This is a genomic window from Mangrovihabitans endophyticus (assembly GCF_014646155.1).
In the GTDB taxonomy this organism is placed as follows: domain Bacteria; phylum Actinomycetota; class Actinomycetes; order Mycobacteriales; family Micromonosporaceae; genus Actinoplanes; species Actinoplanes endophyticus.
In genome coordinates this window covers 14,874-38,969 of record NZ_BMMX01000049.1, presented here as the reverse complement: position 1 = coordinate 38,969, position 24,096 = coordinate 14,874, and the positions used below count along the sequence as shown (strand labels likewise).

At 73.1% G+C, this 24,096-nt stretch carries 21 protein-coding genes; 16 read left to right on the top strand and 5 right to left on the bottom strand.

Annotated elements, in window-relative coordinates; translation table 11 throughout:
* Both IEY73_RS28985 and IEY73_RS28980 read left to right on the top strand, forming a co-directional pair.
* The coding region (locus IEY73_RS28985; protein WP_505744150.1) for a serine/threonine kinase C-terminal domain-containing protein at positions 1–1,045 on the top strand (1,045 nt) is incomplete at its 5' end.
* A gap of 148 nt (positions 1,046–1,193) precedes the next feature.
* A complete protein-coding gene (locus IEY73_RS28980; protein WP_189082521.1) occupies positions 1,194–2,246 on the top strand; it encodes a methyltransferase in 1,053 nt (350 codons plus the stop codon).
* 11 nt (positions 2,247–2,257) lie between these two features.
* Here IEY73_RS28980 and IEY73_RS28975 read toward each other — a convergent pair whose 3' ends face one another.
* On the bottom strand, positions 2,258–3,022 hold the full coding sequence (locus tag IEY73_RS28975; protein WP_189082520.1) for a GntR family transcriptional regulator: 765 nt from the start codon (positions 3,020–3,022) through the stop codon (positions 2,258–2,260).
* Positions 3,023–3,233: 211 nt separating this feature from the next.
* Here IEY73_RS28975 and iolC point away from each other — a divergent pair, with 211 nt between their 5' ends.
* From iolC to IEY73_RS28920, 11 genes are all read left to right on the top strand, one after another.
* Positions 3,234–4,217 (top strand): 5-dehydro-2-deoxygluconokinase, encoded by a 984-nt coding sequence (gene iolC, locus IEY73_RS28970; protein WP_189082519.1) that lies wholly within the window; start codon positions 3,234–3,236, stop codon positions 4,215–4,217.
* A complete protein-coding gene (locus tag IEY73_RS28965) occupies positions 4,210–5,103 on the top strand; it encodes a Cgl0159 family (beta/alpha)8-fold protein (RefSeq protein ID WP_189082518.1) in 894 nt (297 codons plus the stop codon). Before iolC ends, IEY73_RS28965 begins: the two co-directional genes overlap by 8 nt.
* Positions 5,100–6,023 (top strand): 5-deoxy-glucuronate isomerase, encoded by a 924-nt coding sequence (gene iolB / locus IEY73_RS28960; RefSeq protein ID WP_229716251.1) that lies wholly within the window; start codon positions 5,100–5,102, stop codon positions 6,021–6,023. Before IEY73_RS28965 ends, iolB begins: the two co-directional genes overlap by 4 nt.
* Entirely contained in the window at positions 6,020–7,924 is a 1,905-nt protein-coding gene (gene iolD / locus IEY73_RS28955) for a 3D-(3,5/4)-trihydroxycyclohexane-1,2-dione acylhydrolase (decyclizing) (protein WP_189082516.1), read from the top strand. Before iolB ends, iolD begins: the two co-directional genes overlap by 4 nt.
* 19 nt (positions 7,925–7,943) lie before the next feature.
* Positions 7,944–9,440 carry a CoA-acylating methylmalonate-semialdehyde dehydrogenase gene (locus IEY73_RS28950; protein ID WP_189082515.1) on the top strand — a complete coding sequence of 499 codons (1,497 nt, stop codon included), beginning with the start codon at positions 7,944–7,946 and terminating at the stop codon, positions 9,438–9,440.
* Between the two features lie 8 nt (positions 9,441–9,448).
* Positions 9,449–10,348, top strand: a complete 900-nt coding sequence (locus IEY73_RS28945; protein ID WP_189082514.1) for a TIM barrel protein — start codon at positions 9,449–9,451, stop codon at positions 10,346–10,348.
* A 64-nt stretch (positions 10,349–10,412) separates the two neighbouring features.
* A complete protein-coding gene (locus IEY73_RS28940; RefSeq protein ID WP_189082513.1) occupies positions 10,413–11,408 on the top strand; it encodes a substrate-binding domain-containing protein in 996 nt (331 codons plus the stop codon).
* Positions 11,409–11,450: 42 nt separating this feature from the next.
* Entirely contained in the window at positions 11,451–12,518 is a 1,068-nt protein-coding gene (locus tag IEY73_RS28935) for an ABC transporter permease (RefSeq protein ID WP_189082512.1), read from the top strand.
* Between the two features lie 5 nt (positions 12,519–12,523).
* Positions 12,524–13,339: an ATP-binding cassette domain-containing protein gene (locus IEY73_RS28930; protein ID WP_189082511.1), complete on the top strand. Its 816-nt coding sequence runs from the start codon at positions 12,524–12,526 to the stop codon at positions 13,337–13,339.
* A gap of 27 nt (positions 13,340–13,366) precedes the next feature.
* The gene (locus IEY73_RS28925) at positions 13,367–14,419 is read left to right on the top strand and encodes a Gfo/Idh/MocA family oxidoreductase (RefSeq protein WP_189082510.1); all 1,053 of its coding nucleotides are present in this window, start codon (positions 13,367–13,369) and stop codon (positions 14,417–14,419) included.
* The gene (locus IEY73_RS28920) at positions 14,416–15,282 is read left to right on the top strand and encodes a sugar phosphate isomerase/epimerase family protein (RefSeq protein ID WP_189082509.1); all 867 of its coding nucleotides are present in this window, start codon (positions 14,416–14,418) and stop codon (positions 15,280–15,282) included. Before IEY73_RS28925 ends, IEY73_RS28920 begins: the two co-directional genes overlap by 4 nt.
* A gap of 7 nt (positions 15,283–15,289) precedes the next feature.
* Here IEY73_RS28920 and IEY73_RS28915 read toward each other — a convergent pair whose 3' ends face one another.
* The 3 genes from IEY73_RS28915 to IEY73_RS28905 form a co-directional block, all read right to left on the bottom strand.
* Positions 15,290–16,891, bottom strand: coding sequence for an OmpA family protein (locus IEY73_RS28915; RefSeq protein WP_189082508.1), 1,602 nt, complete (start codon positions 16,889–16,891; stop codon positions 15,290–15,292).
* Between the two features lie 676 nt (positions 16,892–17,567).
* Positions 17,568–18,569, bottom strand: a complete 1,002-nt coding sequence (locus tag IEY73_RS28910; RefSeq protein WP_189082507.1) for a sugar phosphate isomerase/epimerase family protein — start codon at positions 18,567–18,569, stop codon at positions 17,568–17,570.
* A 10-nt stretch (positions 18,570–18,579) separates the two neighbouring features.
* Positions 18,580–19,779 carry a Gfo/Idh/MocA family protein gene (locus tag IEY73_RS28905; protein WP_189082506.1) on the bottom strand — a complete coding sequence of 400 codons (1,200 nt, stop codon included), beginning with the start codon at positions 19,777–19,779 and terminating at the stop codon, positions 18,580–18,582.
* Positions 19,780–19,883: 104 nt separating this feature from the next.
* Here IEY73_RS28905 and IEY73_RS28900 point away from each other — a divergent pair, with 104 nt between their 5' ends.
* From IEY73_RS28900 to IEY73_RS28890, 3 genes are all read left to right on the top strand, one after another.
* Positions 19,884–20,933, top strand: a complete 1,050-nt coding sequence (locus IEY73_RS28900; protein ID WP_189082505.1) for a LacI family DNA-binding transcriptional regulator — start codon at positions 19,884–19,886, stop codon at positions 20,931–20,933.
* A gap of 216 nt (positions 20,934–21,149) precedes the next feature.
* Complete coding sequence (locus IEY73_RS28895; protein WP_229716250.1) at positions 21,150–21,980, top strand: formylglycine-generating enzyme family protein; 831 nt, start codon at positions 21,150–21,152, stop codon at positions 21,978–21,980.
* Positions 21,981–21,990: 10 nt separating this feature from the next.
* Positions 21,991–22,755 carry a DUF3632 domain-containing protein gene (locus IEY73_RS28890; protein WP_189082503.1) on the top strand — a complete coding sequence of 255 codons (765 nt, stop codon included), beginning with the start codon at positions 21,991–21,993 and terminating at the stop codon, positions 22,753–22,755.
* Positions 22,756–22,761: 6 nt separating this feature from the next.
* Here the strand turns inward: IEY73_RS28890 and paaK are convergent, their stop codons facing one another.
* The gene (gene paaK / locus IEY73_RS28885) at positions 22,762–24,081 is read right to left on the bottom strand and encodes a phenylacetate--CoA ligase PaaK (RefSeq protein ID WP_189082502.1); all 1,320 of its coding nucleotides are present in this window, start codon (positions 24,079–24,081) and stop codon (positions 22,762–22,764) included.
* Between the last annotated feature and the right edge of the window lie 15 nt (positions 24,082–24,096).

The window sequence follows — 24,096 nt, the reverse complement described above, 5'->3', positions numbered from 1 at the left end:
CGCTGCCGCCGCCGCTGCCGCTGCCGCCGACGCGGCTCCCCTGGCCGACGCGGCGCCGGACGCGTCCGCGGACGACGTCACCGTGGCGGGCGGCTCACCCGGCGCGGCGGTCCAGCCCGAGGAGGCCGCCGCCTCGGCCGAGGCGCCCACCCGAGCCGAGCCGCCGTCCGCGCCCGCCGAGCCGGGTGAGTCGCCCGTGTCGCCCGCATCGCCCATGTCGCCCGTGTCGCCCGCATCGCCCACCGAGCCGGGTGAGTCTCCCGCCGAGCCGCCCGCGCCGGTCGGCGCGCCCTCTGCGGCACCCCGCCGACGGCGCCGGCCGCTGATCGCCGGCGGGATCACCCTGGTCGTGCTGGCCGCCGCGGCTGCCGTGTGGCTGGTGCTGCGCCCCGACACCGGTGACCGGACCAGCATCGCGCGGCCGGCCTCCAGTTCCGTCGCCTCTGCCCCCGCCCCTGCTCCGTCGACCGCGGCGACACCGTCGTCGACGCCGAGTACCACACCGAGCAGCACGCCCACCAGCACGCCGCCGTCCACCGCGCCCACCACCGCGTCGTCCCCGGCGGCGAATTCCGGCGGCTCCGGCGGCGACCATGCGCTGCCGGATCTGCCCGACGGCTGGACCGACTACCACGACCCCACCGGCTTCTCGCTCTACGTTCCGAAGGGATGGTCGAAGTCCAAGGAGGGGTCCATCGTGTACTTCCGGTCCTCCGGCCGGGTGCTCGGCATCGACCAGACCGACGAGCCGCAGTGGGATCCGGTGGCCGACTGGGAGGGCAAGGCGAAGTACCGGGTCGCGCACGGCGACTTCCCGAACTACCACGAGATCCACATCAAGTCCGTGGACTACTTCATCAAGGCCGCCGACTGGGAGTTCACCTTCGACCGGTACGGCGCACGCCAGCACGTCAACAACCGCGGGTTCATCACGTCGAAGCATCAGGCGTACGGGGTCTACTGGCAGACCACCGACGCCCGGTGGGACGCCACCGAGGACGAGTTGCGGTTGGTCTTCGACAGCTTCCGCCCGGCCGACGATTGACCGCCGAGTCGAGTTTCACCATCGCGGACACGGCGGCACGAGCGCGGTCACGATCGGTGACAGAGGCAGCGAGGGCTCGGAGCTTGACCGGTTCAGTAGGCTGCAGCGAGAGCGAAGGATGTCCATGCGCCAGTGGGGGCGGCCTGACATGTCCGTGGACGACACCCGACCGCCGCCGGCCGACGAGCCGGGAGCGGGCGACGACTACGACCGGATGTACCAGCTCATCATGGGAGCGTGGGGGAGTCAGGTCGTTCGCACGATGGCCGGGCTGTCGGTGGCCGACCACCTCGAAGCCGGCCCGTTGACCGCCGAGGAGATCGCCAGCCGGGCGTCCGCCGATCCGGACATGACCTACCGGGTGCTGCGCGCGGGCGTGGCGCTCGGCATCCTCAGCTATGACCCGGATGACCGGCGGTTCTCCGGCGGTGCCCCGCTGGCCCTGTTGCGCTCCGGCAGCGCCCGCACGCTCAAGCATTATGCGCAGGCATCCGCCGGGCCGGTCTTCTGGGGCCCCGCGCTGCTGATGCCCGAGACCGTCGCCCGCGGGCGCAACCATGTGACCGAGACACTCGGTTGCGACGTGTTCGAATACTTCGGGCGGCACCCCGAGGACGCCCGTCTGTTCAGCGCGGGGATGACCGACCTGGCCGCGCCGGTGATCGACGGCGCGGTGGACGCCATCGTGGCCGAGGACGGCCAGGCGGTGGTGGATGTCGGCGGTGCGAACGGCGCCCTGGTGTGCGAGTTGCTCCGCCGCCGCCCCGGCCTGACCGGCACGGTCCTGGACCTGCCGCACGTGGTGCCGGGCGCGGCCGAGCATGCCGCGCTGCGTGGCCTGGGCGATCGGCTCACGGCGACGGCGGGTGACTTCTTCGCCGCGGTGCCGCCCGGTGACGTGGTCCTGCTCAAGCACATCCTGCACGACTGGGACGACGCGGCGTGCGTGCGGATCCTGTCGAATGTGCGGGCGGCGCTGCGGCCCGGCGGGCGGGTGCACGTCATCGAGATGGTGATGACTCCGGCGGCGCCGTCGGTCAGCGCGGCCCTGACCGACATGGCGATGCTCTTCGCCACCACCGGCCGGGAGCGGGAGCTTCCGGAGTACGCCGGGCTGCTCGCCGCGGCGGGTCTGCGAGTCTCCCGGGTGACGCCGATCCATCGCCCGTACGCGGTGATCGAGGCGGTCGATGCGGGCTGACGGCGTGCGGCTCAGCCCGCGGACAGGTTGAGCTCGAAGCTGTACCGGCTCGCCCGGTAGACGTGGCTGCCGTACTCCAGCGCCTGTCCCTCGGCGTCCCATGCCGTGCGCACCATGGTGAGCAGCGACGCGCCCCGCCTCTCACCCAGCACAGTCGCCTCGGCGGTGGTGGCCGAGCGGGCGCCGATGACCTGATTGGCGATCCGTGGCACCAGGCCGGCCCGGCGCAGCAGCTCATAGAGCCCGAACTCGGCCAGGTCGGCGGCGCTCACGTCGAGCAGGCCGGCCGGGACGGCGTTGTGCATCAGCGCGAGCGGTTCGCCGCCGGCGTAGCGCAGCCGCTCGAACCAGACGATCTCGCCGCCCGGTTCGATCTCCAGGGCCGCGGCGACCTCCGGCGGCGCCGCGATGGTGCGCAGGTCGAGCACCTCGGTGCGGGGCGTGCGGTCGGCGGCGCGCAGGTCGTCGTACAGGCTGGACAGTTCGACCGGCCGGCGCACCTTGGGATGCACCACGCTCGTGCCCACCCCGCGCTTGCGCACGAGCATGCCGCGTTCCACCAGGTACTGGATGGCGCGGCGGGTGGTGGGGCGCGAGACTCCGAGGCGTTCGGCCAGGTCGACCTCGTTCTCGATGCGTGACCCGACGCCGATCTCGCCCTTCTCGATCAGTTCCTGCAGGCGGGTGGCGACCTGGAAATAGAGCGGCACGGGACTGGTGCGGTCCACCTCCACGGGGCGGACGGGGCTGCGGGGGGCGGACAGGTCGGGCGACATGGCGGTCCTCGGAAATCAGTTTGTCATGACAAACTATTGACGGAGAAGCCCTCACGTTATTACATCGAAACGAACCAACCCAGCGCCGGTGTCCCCGTGACCCGGGCTGCGCCGACTTTTCACCGCGCCGTAACTCGCACGGCATCCACCCGGCACGCCGCATCGCGCCGGAATGTCCGCATGCCCAGCCGCACAGCCCGGAGGCGCACGCATGCCCGCGGACGAAGTACTGACGATGGGACGTCTCGGCGTCGACCTGTACCCGCACCAGGCCGGCGTCTCACTGCGCGAGGTGCGGACGTTCGCCAAGTTCCTCGGCGGTAGCGCGGCCAACGTGGCGGTCGCCGCCGCCCGCTACGGCCGCCGCGCCGCGCTGATCAGCCGCACCGGCGACGACCCGTTCGGCGCGTTCCTGCACGACGCGCTGCGCGGCTTCGGCGTGGACGACACCGCGGTCACGCCGGTGCGCGGGCTGCCCACCCCGGTCACCTTCTGCGAGATCTTCCCGCCGGACGACTTCCCGCTCTACTTCTACCGCCTGCCGAGCGCGCCGGACCTGCAGATCCGCGAGTCCGAACTGGACCTGGCGAGGATCGCGGCGGCGGACGTCTTCTGGGTCACCGGGACCGGGCTGTGCCAGGAACCGTCGCGGTCGGCCACACTTGCCGCGCTGGCCGCCCGGCACGCCGCCCGGCCGGGCCCGGACCGCACCGGCATCACGGTGTTCGACCTGGACTATCGCCCGATGTTCTGGCCGTCCCGGGAGCAGGCGCGCGCCTGGTACCGCACCGCCCTGCCGTACGCGAGCGTCGCGGTGGGCAACCTGGACGAGTGCCGGACCGCGGTGGGGGAGAGTGACCCGGTGGCCGCCGCGGCGGCGCTGCACGCCGCCGGGGTGCGGCTCGCGGTGATCAAGCAGGGCCCGGCCGGGGTGCTCGCCTCCCGCGCCGGTGAGCGGGGCACGGAGCAGGTGCGCGTGCCGCCGGTGCCGGTGCGGGTGGTGAACGGACTCGGCGCCGGGGACGCGTTCGGCGGGGCGCTCTGCCACGGCCTGCTGGCCGGGTGGGACCTGGCCGCGACGATGCGCTTCGCCAACGCCGCCGGCGCCATTGTCGCCTCCCGGCTGTCCTGCGCCGATGCCATGCCCACCGAGCCGGAGGTCCGCGACCTGCTCCGGGAGGCGACCCATGCGTGACGCGCCGGACCTGCCGGCCCGGCGGATGGCTGCCCTGGTGGAGACCCGGGTGCGGCGCCCCGGCGCGATCGCGGACGCCGCCGCCCGCCGTCGGCGTCCGGCGTCGGTGCTGGGCGAGCACGGAAAGCTGATGATCATCGCGGCCGACCATCCGGCGCGCGGCGCGTTGCGCGCGGGCGCCGACGCGCTCGCGATGGCCGACCGGGCGCGGCTGCTGGAGCGGCTCTGCGCCGCGCTGGCTCGGCCGGGCGTCAACGGCGTGCTCGGCACCGCGGACGTGCTGGAGGACCTGCTGCTGCTCGGGGTGCTGGACGACAAGGTGGTGATCGGGTCGATGAACCGCGGCGGGCTGGCCGGCACCGCGTTCGAGATGGACGACCGGTTCACCGCGTACGACCCGGACAGCATCGCCGCGGCCGGGTTCGCCGGCGGCAAGATGCTGCTGCGCATCGACCCCGACGACGCCGGCACGGTGTCCACCCTGGACGCCTGCGGGCGCGCGGTCAGCGGCCTCGCGGCGAACGGGCTGATGGCCATGGTGGAGCCGTTCATCGCCCACCGGGTGCAGGGCCGGGTGCGCAACGAGCTGACCGCGGAAGCCATGATCCGCGCCGTGACGGTCGCCGCCGGACTGGGCGCCACCTCGGCGTACACCTGGCTGAAGGTGCCGGTGGTCGCGGACATGGCCCGGGTGATGCGCTCGACCACCCTGCCCGCCCTGATCCTGGGCGGCGAGGTGCCCGCGGACGCCGACGGCGCGTACGGGCGATGGCGTGCCGCGCTCGGCCTGCCCGGCGTGCAGGGGCTGGTGATCGGCCGGTCCCTGCTGTACCCGCCGCGCGGGTCGGTGGCCGACGCGGTGGACCGGGCGGTGAATCTGCTGTGAACCGTGCGGCACGGGTCAACCCGCTGGTGCGCCGCGGCAGCACCGCGCAACCGCCGTACCGGCTGCTGATCACCCCGGACCAGGCGGGCTGGGGATACAGCGGGCTGCGCGTCGCCGAGCTGCCCGCCGGTGGCCGGCTGCGGCTGTCCACCGGCGACGACGAGATGCTGGTGCTGCCGCTGTCCGGCGGCTGCCACGTCACCTGCGACGACGAACGGGTCACGCTGACCGGGCGGCGGTCGGTGTTCACCCGGGTCACCGACTTCGCGTACCTGCCGCGCGGGGCGGAGGTCTCGGTGCACTCCACCGGCGGTGGCCGGTTCGCGCTGCCCTCCGCCCGGGCCCGCCGTCGGCTGCCGTTCCGGTACGGCGCCGCGGCGGACGTGCCGGTGGAACTGCGCGGTGCCGGGCAGGCCAGCCGTCAGGTGACCAATTTCTGCACACCCGGGACGTTCGCCTGCGACCGGCTGATCGCCTGCGAGGTGCTGACGCCGGGCGGCAACTGGTCGTCGTACCCGCCGCACAAGCACGACGAGAGCAGCGGGTACGGCCCGGACGGCCCGGACGGCCCGGCGGAGTCGGTGCTGGAGGAGATCTACTACTTCGAGGTGGCGCCCGGGCCGTCCGGCGCGCCCGGCGTCGGCTATCAGCGCGTGTACGGGCATCCGGACCGGCCGATCGACGTGTGCGCCGAGGTGCGCAGCGGCGACGCGGTGCTGATCCCGTACGGCTGGCACGGGCCGTCGATGGCCGCGCCCGGATACGACCTCTACTACCTGAACGTGATGGCCGGCCCCGGCCCGCGCGCGTGGCGGGTGCGCGACGACCCGGCCCACGCCTGGATCCGCGGCACCTGGGCCGGCCAGGCCGTCGATCCCCGGCTCCCGCTGACCACGTCCGTGGAGAGGAGACATCCGTGAGGCTCACCGTCGCGCAGGCCGTCGTGCGGTTCCTGGCCGTCCAGTGGACCGAGCGCGACGGCGCCCGGCAGCGCACCGTGGCCGGATGCTTCGGCATCTTCGGGCACGGCAACGTGGCCGGCATCGGCCAGGCCCTGCTGCAGGAGCAGCGTGCCCGCACGGCCGGGCGGCCGGGCGCCGACCTGCCGTACCACCTGGCCCGCAACGAGCAGGCGATGGTGCACGCCGCGGCCGGATACGCGCGGATGCGCAACCGGCTGTCCACCTTCGCCTGCACCGCGTCCATCGGGCCGGGCTCCACCAACATGCTCACCGGCGCCGCGCTCGCCGCCGTCAACCGGCTGCCGGTGCTGTTGCTGCCCAGCGACGTGTTCGCCACCCGGGTGGCCGCGCCGGTGCTGCAGGAACTCGAGGATCCGCGCGGCTACGACGTGAGCGTCAACGACGCGTTCCGCCCGGTGTCGCGCTTCTTCGACCGCGTGTGGCGTCCCGAACAGTTGCCGTCCGCGCTGCTCGGCGCGATGCGGGTGCTGACCGACCCGGCGGAGACCGGCCCGGTCACCCTCTGCCTGCCGCAGGACGTGCAGGCGGAGGCGTACGACTTCCCGGACGAGCTGTTCGCCGCCCGGGTGTGGCACGTGGCCCGGCCGTTACCCGACCCGGCCGCGGTGGCCCGTGCGGCGCGGGTGGTGCGCGGCGCGCAGCGTCCGCTGATCATCGCCGGCGGCGGCGTCCGGTACGCGCAGGCCGGCGGCGAGCTGGAACAGTTCGCCGCCGAGACGGGCATCCCGGTGGCCGACACCCACGCCGGCAAGGGCACGCTGCGCTGGGATCACCCGTGCGCGGTGGGCGGGGTCGGCGCGACCGGCACACCGGTGGCCAACCGGCTGGCCCGCGAGGCCGACGTGATCATCGGCGTGGGCACCCGGTACAGCGACTTCACCACCGCCTCGCGGACCGCGTTCGCGCATCCCGGTGTGCGGTTCGTGAACATCAACGTGGCCGCCTTCGACGCGGCCAAGCAGTCCGCGTACCCGATCGTGGCGGACGCCCAGGCCGGGCTGTCCGAGCTGCTGTCCGCGCTGTCCGGCACGCGGTTCCCGGACCGGCACCGCGCCGACGTGGCGGCCTGGCAGCGCCGGGTGGACGCGGCGTACGCCGGACGCGACAGCCGGTCGCCGCGCCCCGCCGGATCGCACGCCGCCGGGAAGCCCTCGCAGGCCGAGGTGATCGGCGCGGTCAACGAGGCGTGCGGCGACCGCGACGTGGTGGTGCAGGCGGCCGGCAGCATGCCCGGCGACCTGCAACTGCTGTGGCGGGCCACCGACCCGGCGCAATATCAGGTCGAGTACGGCTACTCCTGCATGGGGTTCGAGGTGGCCGGCGCGCTGGGCGTGAAGATGGCCGACCCGTCCCGCGAGGTGTACGCGCTTGTCGGCGACGGCTCCTACCTGATGATGGCGCAGGAGATCGTCACCGCGGTCGCCGAGGGCGTGAAGCTGATCGTGGTCCTGGTGCAGAACCACGGATTCGCCTCCATCGGGGCGCTCAGCGAATCGCTCGGCTCCCAGCGCTTCGGCACCAGCTACCGCTACCGCGACGCCGTGACCGGCGACTACACCGGCGGCCTGCTGCCGGTCGACCTGGCCGCGAACGCGGAGAGCCTGGGCGCGGCGGTGATCCGCTGCCGCACCACGGCCGAGGTGACCGAGGGCCTGAAACGGGCCCGCGCCGCCGACCGGCTCACCGTCGTGCACATCGAAACCGACCCGCGTGGCGCCGTGCCGGACAGCGAGAGCTGGTGGGATGTGCCGGTCGCCGAGGTGTCCGACCTGGACAGCACCCGCGCCGCGCGGGCGGCGTACGAATCCGCCAAGCGTGGCCAGCGCCCGCATCTGTGAGGAAGAGAGGCGATGCCCCGTGAGCACCATCGAGCACTGGATCGGCGGTGGGCCGGTGACCGGCTCCGGCACCGGCCGGGGGAGCGTCTTCGACCCGGCCACCGGGGCGCGCCAGCACGAGGTGGTGCTGGCCGACGAGCGGGACGTGGACGCCGCGGTGCGCGCGGCCGCGCAGGCGTACGAGTCGTGGAGCCAGACCTCGCTGAGCCGCCGCGCGACGATCCTGTTCGCGTTCCGGGAACTGGTGGCCGCGCACGCCGGTGAGCTGGCCGGGGTGATCTCCGCCGAGCACGGCAAGGTGCTCTCCGACGCCGCCGGGGAGGTGCAGCGCGGCCTGGAGGTGGTCGAGTTCGCCTGCGGCATCGCGCACCTGCTCAAGGGCTCCTACACCGACCAGGCCTCGACCGGGGTGGACGTGTACAGCTTCCGGGAGCCGCTGGGTGTGGTGGCCGGCATCACCCCGTTCAACTTCCCGGTGATGGTTCCGATGTGGATGCATCCGGTGGCCATCGCCTGCGGCAACACCTTCGTGCTCAAGCCCAGCGAACGCGACCCGTCGGCGTCCAACCTGGTGGCCCGGCTGTGGCGGGAGGCGGGGCTGCCGGACGGCGTGTTCAACGTGGTGCACGGCGACCGGGTCGCGGTGGACGCGTTGCTGGACCACCCGCGGGTGGCCGCGGTCTCGTTCGTCGGGTCCACGCCGATCGCGCGCTATCTGCACGGCCGGGCGACCGCGAACGGCAAGCGGGTGCAGGCCCTGGGCGGCGCGAAGAACCACGCCGTGGTGCTGCCGGACGCGGACCTGGAATTCGTGGCCGGCCACCTGAGCGCCGCCGCTTTCGGCTCGGCGGGGGAGCGTTGCATGGCGGTGTCCGCCGCGGTCGCCGTCGGCGGCGCCGGCGATCCGCTCGCCGAGCTGCTCACCCGCCGGGCCGCCGAGGTAGTGGTCGGCCCGGGGCGGGACCCGAAGAGCGAGATGGGCCCGGTGGTGACCGCCGCGGCCAAGCAGCGCATCGAGGCGCTGATCGGCTCCGGCGCGCGGCAGGGCGCGGACGTGCTGGTGGACGGGCGCGGCTACCGTGTCGCCGGGTACGAGGACGGCTTCTTCGTCGGCCCCACGGTGATCGACCACGTACGCTCCTCGATGGACGTCTACACGCAGGAGATCTTCGGCCCGGTGCTGTCCATGCTGCGCGCCGGCACCGCCGAGGAGGCCATCGAGATGATCAACGCCAACCCGTACGGCAACGGCACCGCGATCTTCACCGCCAGCGGGGCCGCCGCGCGCGCCTTCCAGCGCGGCGTCCGGGTCGGGATGATCGGCGTCAACGTGCCCCTCCCGGTGCCGATGGCTTACTACTCGTTCGGCGGCTGGAAGGACTCCCTGTTCGGCGAGCGGCACATCCACGGCCCGGAGGGGATCGCGTTCTACACCCGCGGGAAGGTGGTCACCTCCCGCTGGCCGGGCACCGGCGCGGCGCACGGCGCCAGCATGCACTTCCCGACGGCGAGCTGAGGTCTGCCATGCACCTTCGACACCTGCACCTGGGTAGCTGCCCCGACTCCTGGGGAGTGTGGTTCGCCGACGACCCCCGGCAGACGCCCTGGCCGCGCTTCCTCGACGAGCTGGCCGCCGCCGGGTACCGCTGGCTGGAACTCGGCCCGTACGGTTACCTGCCCACCGATCCGGCCCGGCTGCGCGACGAGCTGGCCGCGCGCGGGTTGTCCTGCGCGGGCGGCACGGTGGCCGGGTCGGGTGGCCCGCACCGGGACCTCCCGCAGGTCATGAAGGCGGTCCGCGAGGTCGCCGCGCTGACCCGGGCGCTGGGCGCGCGCAACCTGGTGTTCGTCCCGGTGCCCGGCTATCGCGACGACCGCACCGGTGCCTACCGCGAGCCGGCCGAACTGGACGACGACGGCTGGCGCGCGCTGGTGGACAACACCAACACCCTCGGCCGGATGGTGGCCGAGGAATACGGACTGCGGCTCTGCTTCCACCCGCACGCCGACTATCAGGTGGAGACGCAGGCGCAGACCGAACGTTTCCTGGCCGGGACCGACCCCCGGCACGTGTGGCTCTGCCTGGACACCGGGCACCTCGCCTACCGGCGGGCCGACGTGCCGAAGATCATCCGCGACCATCCCGAGCGGATCGGCTACGTGCACATCAAACAGATGGATCCGGCGATCGCCGACCGCGCGGTGGCCGAGGATCTCGCGTTCGGCCAGGCGGTGGCGATGGGCGCCAGCGTCGAGCCGCCGTCCGGTCGGCCGGACGTGCCCGCGGTGCTGTCCGCCCTCGGCGAGCTGGAGGCCGACCTGTTCGTCGTGGTCGAACAGGACATGTACCCGGTCGACTTCGACGTCCCGTTGCCCATCGCCGGGCGCACCCGCGCGTACCTCAACGACCAGGGCCTGCGCTGACACCGCCGCGGCCCGCACCAACCCCTCTCCTTCGTCCTCACCCGTCTGCGAAAGGATCCCTCCCATGACGACGCGTCGCACCGCGGGCGTACGCCTGCTCGCCGCGCTGGCGGTGGTGGCGCTGTCCGCCACCGCCTGCAGCGGTGGTGGCCGGCAGAAGGCCGACGACGGTGACACCGGGGGCGGCAACGCCCCGGGCAGCTCCGGATACACCATCGCGATGATCACCCACGAGACGCCCGGGGACACCTTCTGGGACAAGATCCGGGCCGGCGCCAACCAGGCCGCCAAGGACGAGGGCGTCATCCTGCGCTACTCCAACGACCCGGACGCCGCCAAACAGGCGGTGCTCATCCAGAACGCCGTCGATTCCCGCGTCAGCGGCATCGCCACCACCCTCGTCACGCCGAACGCGCTGGCCGGAGCGGTGCGCACGGCGACCAACGCGGGCATCCCGGTGGTCGGCTTCAACTCCGGCATCGACCAGTACCGCAAGCTCGGCGCTCTGATGTACTTCGGCTCGGACGAGACGCTCGCGGGCCAGACGGCCGGGCGGCGGCTCGGCCAGGCGGGCGCGAAACACCCGCTCTGCGTGATCCAGGCGGCCGGCTCGGTCGCCCTGGAAGCGCGCTGCGCGGGCGTGAAGTCGGCCGTGTCCGGCACCGAGAACATCCAGGTCAACGGCGCCGACGACGCGGCCGTGGTGGCCACCCTGCAGGCCAAGCTGTCGCAGGACTCGTCGATCGACGCGATCGTCACCCTGGGCGCGCCGATCGCCATCGACGCGCTGAAGGCCATGGACTCCTCCGGCAGCAAGGCCAAGCTGGTCACCTTCGATCTGAACGCCGAGGCGGCGCAGGACATCCAGGACGGCAAGATCGATTTCTCCATCGACCAGCAGCCGTACGTGCAGGGCTACATGGCGGTCACCTCGCTGTACCTCTATCTGAAGAACGGCAACGACATCGGCGGCGGCAAGGCGGTGCTCACCGGACCGTCCTTCGTGGACCAGTCCAACATCGACAAGATCCTGCCGTTCACCAAGAACAACACGCGGTGACACGCCAGCGGGCGTACCGTCTGTCTTGAAGGTCGTGAGCTCATGAGCCAATCCGTGCAGACCGCTCCGGCGCCGCCGGAGCCCGGCGAGTCACCCCGCGTCACGCCCGCCCTGCGCCGCCGGGTCCTCGCCCGGCCCGAGGTCGGGTCGCTGGTGGCCGCGGTCATCATCTTCGTCTTCTTCCTGTCGGCGGCGCCGTCGTTCCGCTCCGCCGAGTCCTTGTTCACCGTGCTCTACCAGTCGTCCACCATCGGCATCGTGGCGGTCGGCGTGGGCCTGCTGATGATCGGCGGGGAATTCGATCTGTCCGCCGGGGTCATCACCACCTCGGCCGGCCTGGCCAACTCGATGCTGTGCTGGTACTACGGCATCAACCTGTGGGTCGGCGCCGCGGTGTCGCTGGCCCTCTGCCTGCTCATCGGGTTCCTCAACGGGTACCTCGTGATGCGCACCGGGATACCCAGCTTCCTCATCACGCTGGGCACGTTCTTCGTGCTGCAGGGCGCCAACCTGGGCGTCACCAAGCTGGTCACCGGTTCGGTGTCCAGCACCGACATCAGCCGGATGGACGGGTTCGACTCGCTGCAGGCGGTCTTCGCGTCCAGTTTCCGGGTCGGCTCGGTCACCGTGTGGATCACCGTGCTGTGGTGGGCGCTGTTCGTCGCGCTTGCCGCGTGGGTGCTGCAACGCACCCGTACCGGGAACTGGATCTACGCGGTCGGCGGCGCTCCGGACAGCGCCCGCGCGGTCGGCGTGCCGGTGATCAAGACCAAGATCGCGTTGTTCATGACGGTGTCGTTCCTGGGCTGGTTCGTGGGCATGCACACCCTCTACCGGTTCAACACGCTGCAGGCCGGCAACGGCGTGGGCAACGAGTTCCTCTACATCATCGCCGCGGTGGTCGGCGGCACGCTGCTCACCGGCGGCTTCGGCAACGCGGTCGGCGTCGCGGTCGGCGCGTTCATCTTCGGCATGACCAGCCTGGGCATCGTGTACGCCGGATGGGATCCCAACTGGTTCAAGGCGTTCCTGGGCGTCATGCTGCTGCTCGCCGTGCTGGTCAACCTGTATGTCCGACGGCTGTCCACGACGACCCGGAAGGCGGGCTGATCGCGATGACCGACACCCTGGCCCGGCACGCCGACCGGGCGCTGCACGCCGGTGAGCCGCTCATCGAGATGACCGGCGTCGGCAAGTCCTACGGCGCCATCCGAGCGCTGCGCGGCATCGACCTGAGCGTCAACGCCGGCGAGGTCACCTGCGTGCTCGGCGACAACGGCGCCGGCAAATCCACCCTGATCAAGATCATGTCGGGTCTGCACCCGCACAGCGAGGGCCGGCTGAGCGTGGACGGCCGTCCGGTCACCTTCGGCTCGCCCCGCGAGGCGCTGGACCACGGCATCGCCACCGTCTATCAGGACCTGGCCGTGGTGCCGCTGATGGAGGTGTGGCGCAACTTCTTCCTCGGCTCGGAGATCCGCTCCGGCCGCTACCCGCTGGCCGGCATGCGGATCCGCCGGATGAAGGCGGTCGCCGACGAGGAACTGCGCAAGATGGGCATCGTCGTGCGGGACATCGACCAGCCCATCGGCACGCTGTCCGGTGGGCAGCGGCAATGCGTCGCGATCGCCCGCGCGGTCTACTTCGGCGCCCGCGTGCTCATCCTCGACGAGCCCACCGCGGCGCTCGGCGTCAAGCAGTCCGGCGTGGTCCTCAAATATGTGGCCGCCGCCCGCGACGCCGGGCTGGGCGTCGTCTTCATCACCCACAACCCGCACCACGCCTACCTCGTCGGGGACCACTTCGTGATCCTCAAGCTGGGCGCGACCGTGCTGGACAAGAACCGCAACCAGGTCAGTCTGGACGAGCTCACCGCCCAGATGGCCGGCGGCGACGAACTCGCCGAGTTGTCCCACGAGCTCGGCCGCTGAGCCGCCCGGTGGAAAGGGAGGACTCCCATGCTGAACGTCGGAGTCATCGGCACCGGCATGATCGGCCAGGACCACATCCGGCGGATGACCCGCGTGCTGGCCGGGGTGCGCGTGGCCGCCGTCGCCGACGTGGACGCGTCGCTTGCCGCACGGATCGCCGACCGGGCCGGGGCGCGCGCCGCGCCGGACGGCGAGCAGGTGATCGCCGACCCGCAGGTGGACGCGGTGCTGGTCTGCTCCTGGGGACCGACCCACGAGCAGTACGTTCTCGCCGCGATCGCCGCCGGCAAGCCGGTCTTCTGTGAGAAGCCGCTGGCCACCACCCAACAGGCGTGCCTGCGGGTGGTCGACGCGGAGGTGCGCCACGGCGCCCGGCTCGTCCAGGTCGGCTACATGCGCCGCTACGACGCCGCGTACCGGGCGCTCAAACAGGTGGTCGACGCCGGAGACATCGGCGCGCCGCTGATGATGCACTGCGCGCACCGCAACCCACGGGTGCCCGCGTTCTACGAGCCGCAGAGCGCCATCACCGACACCGCGGTGCACGAGATCGACATGGTGCGGTGGATGTTCGACGACGAGATCGTCGCCGCGCGGGTGCTCGTCCCGCGCCGCAGCCGCAACGGCGGCGACCTGCAGGACCCGCTGTTGCTGCTGCTGGAGACCGGCGGCGGGGTGCTGGTGGACGTGGAGATCTCGGTCAACGTGCGGTACGGCTACGACATCCGCGGTGAGATCCTCGGCGAGAACGGCACGGCGGCGCTTGCCGAACGCGGCCTCGTCACGGTGCGCCGGTCCGGCGCGCTGGCCGCGCCGGTGCCCGTGGACTGGCGGGAACGCTTCCTCGCCGCGTACGACGTGGAACTGCAGGAGTGGATCGACGCGCTGGCCGCCGACGGGGCGCCGGCCGGGCCGAGCGCCTGGGACGGGTACGCCGCTGCGGTGGTGTCCGACGCCGGGGTGGCCGCCCTGCGCACCGGTGAACGGGTCGCGGTGCGCATGGCCGAGCGCCCCCGGCTCTACCACCGGCCGGCACCGCAGGCCCGGCCGGTGAACGACTCCCGGGAGGTGCCCGCATGAAGATCGCCCTCGACCCGTACATGCTGCGTAAGGTGCCCCTGCTGGATCTGCCCGCGGTGGTTGCCGAACTGGGCTACCGCTACATCGAGCTGTCCCCGCGGGAGGACTTCCTGCCGTTCTTCGTGCATCCGCGGGTGGATCGGTCCGGCGTCGCGGCGCTGCGCAAGGCGCTGGCCGCGGCCGAGGTGGAGGTCGCCTCGGTGCTGCCGCTGTACCGCTGGTCCGGCCCGGACGAGGACGCCCGGCAGGCCGCGGTGCGGTACTGGAAGCGGGCCGTGGAGATCACCGTGGAGTTGGGCGTGCCGGTGATGAACTCGGAGTTCAACGGCCGGCCGGAGGACCCGGACCGCAGCGAGGCGCAGTTCTGGCGGTCCATGGAGGAACTGCTGCCGGTCTTCGAACGCGAGGGGGTGCGGCTGGTGCTGGAGCCGCACCCGGACGACTTCGTCGAAGACGGCGTCGCCGGCGTGGACCTGGTCCGCGGCATCAACTCCGACCTGGTGTCCTTTCTGTACTGCGCGCCGCACACCTTCCACCAGGGCGGCGACCTCGCCGTGGTGATGCGGCACGCCGGGCCGCTTCTCACCCAGGTGCACCTGGCCGACTCGTTCGACCACCGCGGCTCGTCCGGGCTGCGCTACATCGTCAACCCGCCGGGCTCGCCGGCGCGGGTGCATCAGCACCTGGACATCGGGCAGGGCGAGGTGGACTGGGACCTGTTCTTCCGCACCCTGGCCGAGGTGGGCTTCGACGGCATCGCCACGGTGTGCGTGTTCGCCTGGGAGGAACGGGCGCACGACAGCGCCCGGGTCAACCTCGCCCGGGTGCACGAATACCTGGAGAAATACTGCCCGCCGCGGTGACCGGTGCTCAGCCCACGAACACCCCGGAGATCCGCAGCGTGTCCTGCACGTCCACGGCGACCAGCCGGACACCGGCCGCCGGGGCCGGGAACCACAGCGCCAGCACCCGCTGGTGGCCCGGCGGCAGAGGGCGGTTCAGCAGCCGGTCGCACAGGCAGCGATGCCGGCCGGGGGCCACCTCGTAATCCAGGCCGTACGACGCGGTGGCGCCGGCGAGCAACCGCACCCCGGAAGCGCCGTATCGCGCGTACGGGTCGAACTCGTCACGCACCGTGAACGGCGACTGGCCGAGCACATCCAGCAGCGTGGCGTCCTTGTCGCCGATGTTGCGCACCACCAGGTCGAGCAGCAGGTAACGCCCGCGCACCCGGGCGTCACGGACGGTGAACCGGACCGTGCCCCGCGACAACGGCAACGTCAGGTCGACCTGCGACCCGGCCTCCGCGGACGTGCTGGGCAGCACGGTGGCGCTCGGCGGCGCCGGCGCGCCGCCGTCCGGCGCGGCGTAGGAGATCGTCACCCGGCGGTTCAGCCGCCGCCCCTGCGCGGTGTCGTTGGGCGCGGCGGGCTGCGACTCGCCCTTGCCGGCGACGGTCTTCGGCCACTGGCCGTCGCCCAGGTCGGCGCGTAGCGCCTCGGCCACCGTGCGGGCGCGGGCCAGCGACAGGGCCTTGTTGTGCGCCTCGGTCCCGGTGCTGTCGGTGTGCCCGGTGATCGCCAGCGGTCCCGGCCCGGCGCGGCGCAGGTCGTCCACCACCGCGTTCAGCGCCCGCCCGGCGGCCGGGGTCAGCTCCGCGCTGTCCACCCGGAACAGCACGTCGGTGTCCAGGTTCAGGTCCACCGAGTCCGAGGTGCGGCGGGTGCGCAGCGGCACGTCCAGCCGTTCGGTCCAGGCGTCCAGGTCGGCGGCCACCGACGTGGGGCGGCCGGCCAGGCGCAGCGGCTGCTGGTCGCGGCCCAGCGCGTCCGGCTCGGCCGGTGGCGCCGGCGCGGCGGCGGGCACCACCGGCACGTCGGTGAAGACCCCGGCGTACGGCAGCATCACCGACAGCCGGGTCACATCGGCCGGCACGGACGTGAACGCGGCCTGCAGCGGGCGCGTCGCGCCGGCCGCCAGGCGCAGCGCCCGGGTGCACACGCAGCCCGCGTCCGGCTCGTCGGCGACCAGGTAGACCCGGCCGGCCTCCTCGTCGACCAGGCGCGCGCCGTCGAACGCGGTGGCCTGCGAGGCGGAGAAGATCCGGCTCACCGCGGCGGACCCGTCGGCCGGGCGGTCGAGCCGGGTGAGCACGGTGAGCACCACCGTGTCGCCGCTGCGGGCCAGCGGCAGCATCGTCATGGTGAACGCGTATCCGTCGGCGTCCACGGCGCGCGCCTCGACCGGTGTGGTCGCCGCCGGCCCGCCACCGGCCACGGACGGGCCGCCACCGGCCGCGGACGAAGCGGAGGGCGGACGTGCGGTGGAGGCAGGCCCGGCGCCGTCGGAGTCCGTGCAGCCCGCAAGGCCGGTCAGCGCGAGGATCGCGGCCAAGCCGAGCACCGCCGCCAGCCCCGGGATCGCGGTGGGCCCCGGGATCGCGGCGGTCCCGGCGGCTGCGCTGCGGGGCATGGGAGCGTCCTTTCGTGACCGTGCGGCCGCGGTGGTTGCCGCAGCCGGTAACGAGTCCGTCCACCGTATCGGAGAGCGTTCGCGCCGCCGGTGACGCGTGGCGTTCGCCGGTAAGCGCCGCTCGGGCCGTGGCGTGCGGCTGTCTCGTCGGGTCGGGCCGTGGCGTGCGGCTGTCATCGGTGCTCGATGACGTGTGTGCGGTACGGCTGGGCGCGGCGAGAGGTGCGTGCGGTACGGCTGGGGTCCGGCGACGGGTGTGTGCGGCACGGCTGGGCGCGGCGAGAGGTGCGTGCGGTACGGCTGGGCGCGGGGCATCGCGGCGGGTGTGTGGCCAGAAGCGGCGGTCGGCGGCGGAATCCGCAGATCTTGGAGAGTTGGGTGAATCAGCGCACGACAAGTCTCCAAGATCTGACCCGTGACCGGCGGGCGGATGGCCGGTGACCGGAGGTGGCCGGGTAGTCCGTCACCGGCGGTGGCCTGTCACCGGCGGTGGCCTGTCGGCAGGATCGCCGGCCCGGCCCACCCGCCTCGGGCTCGCCACAGCCGCCTCGGGCTCGCCACAGCCGCCTCGGGCTCGCCACAGCCGCCTCGGGCTCGCCACATCCGCCGCGGGCTCGCCACATCCGCCGCGGGCTCGCCACATCCGCCGCGGGCTCGCCACATCCGCCTCGCGGCCTCACACTCCGGCCTCGCGGGCCGCCGCGGTCAGGTTCTGCGCTGCCAGGCGCAGCCCCTCCACCTGGTCCAGTTCGGTGTCCTCGTGCTCGATGTTCACCGCCATGTCCGGGTCCACCGCGTGCAGCGCGCGCAGGAACCCGGCCCAGAATGCGGTGTCGTGGCCGCGGCCGACCGCGACGAACTGCCAGGACGGGTCGGCCGGCCATCGGTTGAGGGTGTTCCGGCCGCCCAGGGTCACCGGGTGCGTTCCGGCCGGGGTGCGGGTGAACCGGTCGTCCAGTACGCCGTGGATCCGCACGTGCTCGGCGTTGATCCGGGTGTCCTTGGCGGCGGCGTGGAAGACCAGCCCGTCCAGGTGCCGCACCGCCGCAACCGGGTCGATACCCTGCCAGAACAGGTGGCTGGGATCCATCTCCGCGCCCACATGGGTGGCGCCGACGCGCTCCACCAGGCGGATCAGCGTGGCCGGGTTGAACACCAGGTTCTGCGGGTGCATTTCGATGCATACCTTGACGTCGGCGTCCGCGGCGCGGGCCTGGATGTCGCGCCAGAACGGGATCGCGACCTCGTCCCACTGGTGGTCCAGCACGTCCAGGAACTGGCTGTCCCACGGGTTCACCACCCAGTTGGCCACCGTGCCGCCGGGCTCACCGGCGGGCAGCCCGGACATCGTGACCACCCGCTTGACGCCGAGCAGCGCGGCCACCTCGATGGCGCGGCGCAGGTCCGCGGCGTGCCGGGGGCCGACCGCCGGGTCCGGGTTGAGCGGGTTGCCGTTGGCGTTCAGGCCGGTCAGGGCGATGCCCGCGGCGTCGAACCGGCCCAGGTAGTCCTCCCGGGCGTCCTTGCTGGCCAGCAGGTCGTCCACCGGCAGGTGCGGCGCGGGCACGAACCCGCCCGCGTTGATCTCGGCGCCGGTCAGGCGCAGGTCGCTCAGGAGCCTCAGGGTGTCCTCCAGCGACCGGTCGTGCAGGCAGGCGGTGTAGGCGCCGAGTCTCATGTCCTCTCCCTCACGTCGTCGTCGCCACCGGCGAGCCGGTGGCCGCCGCGGCGTCCTGCCGGGCGGCGGTGATCGCGGCCAGCACCCGCAGGTTGTGCAGGCCGTGTGCCAGGTCCGGGCAGGGCGGCAGGTCGCCGGTGCCGGCGATCTGGTCCAGGAACGCCCGCGCCTGGAAGACGAAGAAGTCGTTCTGTCCGTGGCCCACGGTGGGGAAGTCCATCGGCAGGCCACCGTGCACGTACGGGTGGGCGGGCCCGACGAACACCGTGCGGATGCCGTTGACGTCATCGTCGGGGGCGTCGTCGGCGATGGTGAACTCGGCCGGGCGGGTCAGGTCGAACGAGACGGTGCCCCGCTCGCAGAACACGTCCAGCCGCAGCGAGTTGGCATGCCCGTACGCGATCCGGGACAGCGCGAAGGTGCCCACCGCGCCGTCCGCGTACCCGGTGGTGAAGGTGCAGATGTCCTCGTTGTCCACCGGTTCGCGCTCGTTGCTGAGCGCCACCCCGCCGGCGTGGCCGACCGCGACGCCCAGCGGCTTGGGCCGCCGGGTCACCACGGTGGTCATGGTGGTGCCGCCGACCCGCCGGGTCGGGCCGCACAGCCATTCGGCGAGGTCCACCATGTGGCTGCCGATGTCGGCGAGCACGCCGGAGCCGGGGCCGCCGCGGTAGCGCCAGCTCATCGGTCGTTGCGGGTCGTGGCCGTAGTCGCACCAGTAGTTCCCGACGATGTGCCGCACCGGGCCGAGCGGCCCGGCGCCCACCTGCCGCGCGATCGCGGCGATGGCGGGGGAGCGGCGGAAGGTGAACCCGACCGCCCCGACCTGCCCGGGGGCCGCGCGGGCGGCGGCCACCATCGCCTCGGCGTCGGCCACCGTCGGCGCCAGCGGCTTCTCGCACAGCACATGCTTGCCGGCCGCCAGCGCCGCCACGGTGATCTCCCGGTGCAGATCGTTGGCGACGGCGATGCTTATCGCGTGCACGTCCGGCGCGTCCACCACCGCCCGCCAGTCGGTCTCCGCACGCCGGAACCCGTACCGGCGTGCGGCGTCGGCCGCGAACGGCTCGTACACGTCGGCGATGGCGACCAGGCGGGGCGGCGGCGTGTCGGCGGCGTAGACGCCGGCGGCGCACCGGTAGGCGTTGGCGTGGGCGCGGCCGACCATGCCCGCGCCGATGACCGCCACGCCGATCGGGTCCGGTGTCATGCGATCCCTCGATCCTCGGAGACGGTTCTTAAAACGCTTTAAACGCGAGTACTATCCGAGTGGATCTCGTTGTGTGTCAAGGCTGTTACGAGGGGTTTGGCGTCATGGGACAAAGGCCGCGCCTGGCCGATGTGGCGGCGCGGGCCGGGGTGTCCACCGCGTCCGTGTCCCTGGTGCTGCGGGGCGCGCCCGGACCCGCCGACCAGACCCGGCGGCGAGTCCTGGACGCGGCCGCCGCCCTGGGCTACCGCGCCGACCGCACCGCCAGCCTGCTCGCCCGCCGCCGGCGGTACCTGCTGGGTGTGATGCTCGACGTCCGCAACCCGTTCCACGCCGAGCTGGCCGAGGAGATCCACGTCGCGGCCGACCGCTCCGGGTACGAGGTGGTGCTGGCCACCCTGACCCGCGACCGGGACGAGGCGCGCGCCGTGGAGACGCTGATGGACTTCCGCTGCGAGGCGTTGCTGCTGCTCGGACCGGACGGGCCGGAATCCGGGCTGAGCGGGTACGCGGCGCACGCCCCGGTGGTGGTGATCGGGCGCCGGGTGCGCGCCCCCGGCGTCGACGTGGTCCGCTCGGCCGACGAGGCCGGTGTGGCCGCCGCCCTGAACCATCTGATCGGGCTGGGACACCGGCGGATCGCGTTCATCGACGGGGGTCGGGGCGCGGTGGCCGCCGCCCGGCGCCGTGGCTACCGTGCGGCGATGCGCCATGCCGGTCTGCCGCCCGAGGTGCTGGCCGGCGATCACACCGAGGCGGGCGGCACGCGGGCCGGGCGGCGCTTGCTGGCCACCGGACGCGGCCCCGCCGCGCCGCCCGGCGCGGGGTTTCCCGGCGCGGTCTTGCCCAGCGCGGTGCTGGCGTCCAACGACCGGTGCGCGGTCGGCCTGCTGGACGTCTGCCTGCGGGCGGGCGTCGCCGTGCCCGGTGAGATCGCGGTCGCCGGGTACGACGACAGCACCCTGGCGCGGCTCGCGCACATCGACCTGACCTCGGTGAACCAGGACGCCGCCGAACAGGCCCGGCACGCGGTCGCGGCCGCGGTGTCGCGTCTGGACGCGGGCCGCACCCGGCGATCCGAGGTCGTCGTCGAACCGCGCCTGGTGGTGCGCGGCAGCACCGCCCCCGCCTCCCGGAAAGGACACCCCCGATGACCGCCCAGCGCCGCCCCGGGCCACCGCCCGGCCCGCCGAGGCCGTCCGGTGTCTGAGCGCCGGGCTTGCTGCACGCCGTCGGCCGCCCCGCATGCGTCGGCCGCGCCCCCGTCGCCCCCGTCGGCGCCCGCCGTCCCGGCGCCGCCAACTGCCCGGGCGTCGCACCCCGACCCGGCGCTCGCCGGTGGCGCCCGGCATGCCGTCGTGCAGGCGCGCGTGCCCGCCCAGACGTTCCGCATGGGCGACCCGCACGGCGACGACCGGTTCGGTGACGGGGAGACCCCGGTGCACGACGTCGCCCTCGCCGCGTTCGACATCGACGCCACCACCGTGACCAACCGGGACTTCGCCGCGTTCATCGCCGGCAGCGGATACCGCACCGAGGCCGAAGAGTACGGCTTCTCCGCGGTGTTCCACCTGGCCGTGGCCGCCGGGGCGGACGACGTGACGGGCCAGGCCCCGGGCGCGCCCTGGTGGCTCGGGGTGCGCGGCGCCGACTGGGCGCATCCGGGCGGGCCACGCTCCGATCTGGACGGTCTGGCCGACCATCCGGTGGTGCACGTCACCTGGAACGACGCGGTGGCGTACTGCCGGTGGGCGGGACGGGCGCTGCCGAGCGAGGCGCAGTGGGAGTGCGCCGCGCGGGGCGGCCTGAGCGGCGCGCGCTATCCGTGGGGTGACGAACTCGGGCCGGACTGGTTCTGCAACATCTGGCAGGGCGCCTTCCCCCGGCACAACACCCGCGCCGACGGGTGGCTGACCACCGCGCCGGCACGGTCGTACCGGCCCAACGCGTACGGGCTGTGGCAGCCGGTGGGCAACGTCTGGGAATGGTGCGCCGACTGGTGGGATCCCGGCTATTACGCCGTGTCCCCGGCGGATGACCCGCGCGGCCCGGCGTCGGGCGAGCAGCGGGTGCTGCGCGGCGGCTCTTACCTGTGCCACGACTCGTACTGCAACCGGTACCGCAACGCGGCGCGGTCGGCGAGCACACCGGACTCGTCCATGGGCAACGCCGGGTTCCGGACGGTGGCACGAGGTTTCTAGGGTGGGCGGCATGAGCGGTTCCGCCCCGCCCGCCGACGCTGCGTACGACGTACTGGACGCCTACTTCGGCGACCTCATCACCCGGTATGTGCGCGGTGACCTCTCCCGCAGCGACGCGATCGCGGGCATCATCGGACCGGTCGAGGCCGACCCGGCCGCCGCACGCGCGGCGGCGGAAAGCCTCGGCGGCCCCCTCTGGGCCGTCTGGGACCGGGTCGTGCACGCGGCGACCGACGGCGACGACACCGCCCGGGACCGCCTCGTCGCGCTGCTCGTCGGCGTCCGCGACCGCGACGCCGCGACCCGCGACGGTGGGCTGAGGTGGGCCGAATTGCCGCTGCTCGGCGCCGTCATGCGCGAGGCGTGGAACTGGGGCAGCCCGCCGGACGGAGACCGGCAGACCTGGGTCAACCTGAACGCGTTCGCGGCCCGGCTCACGGCGGTGGGCATCGACTGTTCGACGTACGCCGTCTGGACGTTGCGCGCCGCCCTGGAGGAGCCCGGCGACCCGGACCAGCTCGCGGCCGCGGTGGCCTGGTTCCGGCACTGCGGTCCCGTCCTGCGGAACGCCTGCGAGGCCAGCACCGTCCCCGGCCGGCCCCCGACGGTGCGGCCGGGCAGGCTCGCGGTCGAGGGTGGCGTGACCGGTGACGGATTCACCCTGGCACGGTGGCGGTTCTGGCATCGCCGGTGGGAGACGCTCGCGTCGAGCGGCGGCCCGCACGCCGAGACGGCCCGAAACGCGCTGGTCCTGATGGACGATGCCGGTCGCTGAGGTGCGCTATCCGCCGGTCGGCCCCCCGGGTCGCCGGTCCACCAGGCGGCGTGCCTTGCCCATCGAGCGTTCCACGCCGTCCGGGTCCAGGACCCGCACGCCGACCGTCACCCCGATGGTGTTCTTCACCAGCGCCGCCAGCACCGCACCCGCCTCGGCCGCCTGCTCCGGGGTCGTCGCCGGGCGCCGCTCCACCGCCACGGTCAGCTCGTCCATCCGGCCCTCGCGGGTCAGGACGCACTGGAAGTGGGGAGCGAGCTGCGGCGTACGCAGGATCAGCTCCTCGATCTGCGTCGGGAACAGGTTGACCCCGCGCAAGATGATCATGTCGTCGGTGCGTCCGGTGATCTTTTCGATGCGGCGCATCGGGCGGGCCGTGCCGGGCAGCAGCCGCGTCAGGTCGCGGGTGCGGTACCGCACCACCGGCATCGCCTGCTTGGTCAGCGACGTGAACACCAGCTCGCCGATCTCGCCGTCGGGCAGCACCGCGCCGCTCACCGGGTCGATGATCTCCGGATAGAAGTGGTCCTCCCAGACGTGCGGCCCGTCCTTGGTCTCCACGCATTCGCACGCCACACCCGGCCCCATCACCTCGGACAGGCCGTAGATGTCCACCGCGTGCATGTCGAGCTGGTCCTCGATCTCGGCGCGCAGCTTCTCGGTCCACGGCTCCGCCCCGAAGATGCCCACCCGCAGGGACGTGCCGCGCGGGTCGACGCCCCGGCGCCGCATCTCGTCCAGGATGGCCAGCATGTAGGTCGGCGTCACCATGATGACGTCCGGCTGGAAGTCTTCGATCAGCATGACCTGCCGCTCGGTCATGCCGCCGGACACCGGCACGACCGTGCAGCCCAGTTCCTCCGCGCCGTAATGCGCGCCCAGGCCGCCGGTGAACAGCCCATAGCCGTACGCGACGTGCACCCGGTCCCCGGCCCGGCCGCCGGACGCGCGGATCGACCGGGCCATCAGCCGCGACCAGGTCCGCAGGTCGTCGGCGGTGTATCCGACCACGGTCGGCCTTCCGGTGGTGCCGGACGAGGCGTGCAGCCGGGCCACCCGCTCGCGCGGCACCGCGAACATTCCGAACGGGTAGTGGGCGCGCAGCGTCGCCTTGTCGGTGTGCGGGAACTTCGCCAGGTCGCTCAGCTCGCGCAGGTCATCCGGGTGCACCTGGGCCTTGTCGAACAGTTCCCGGTACGGCGGGACGTTCGCGTGCGCGTGCGACAGCGTCCACCGCAACCGTTGCAGTTGCAGCGCCCGCAGCTCGTCGATCGAGGCGCGCTCGATCGGGTCCAGATCCTCCGGGCGTGGGGTGCGGTCCTGCACTGTCGCGGCTCCTGT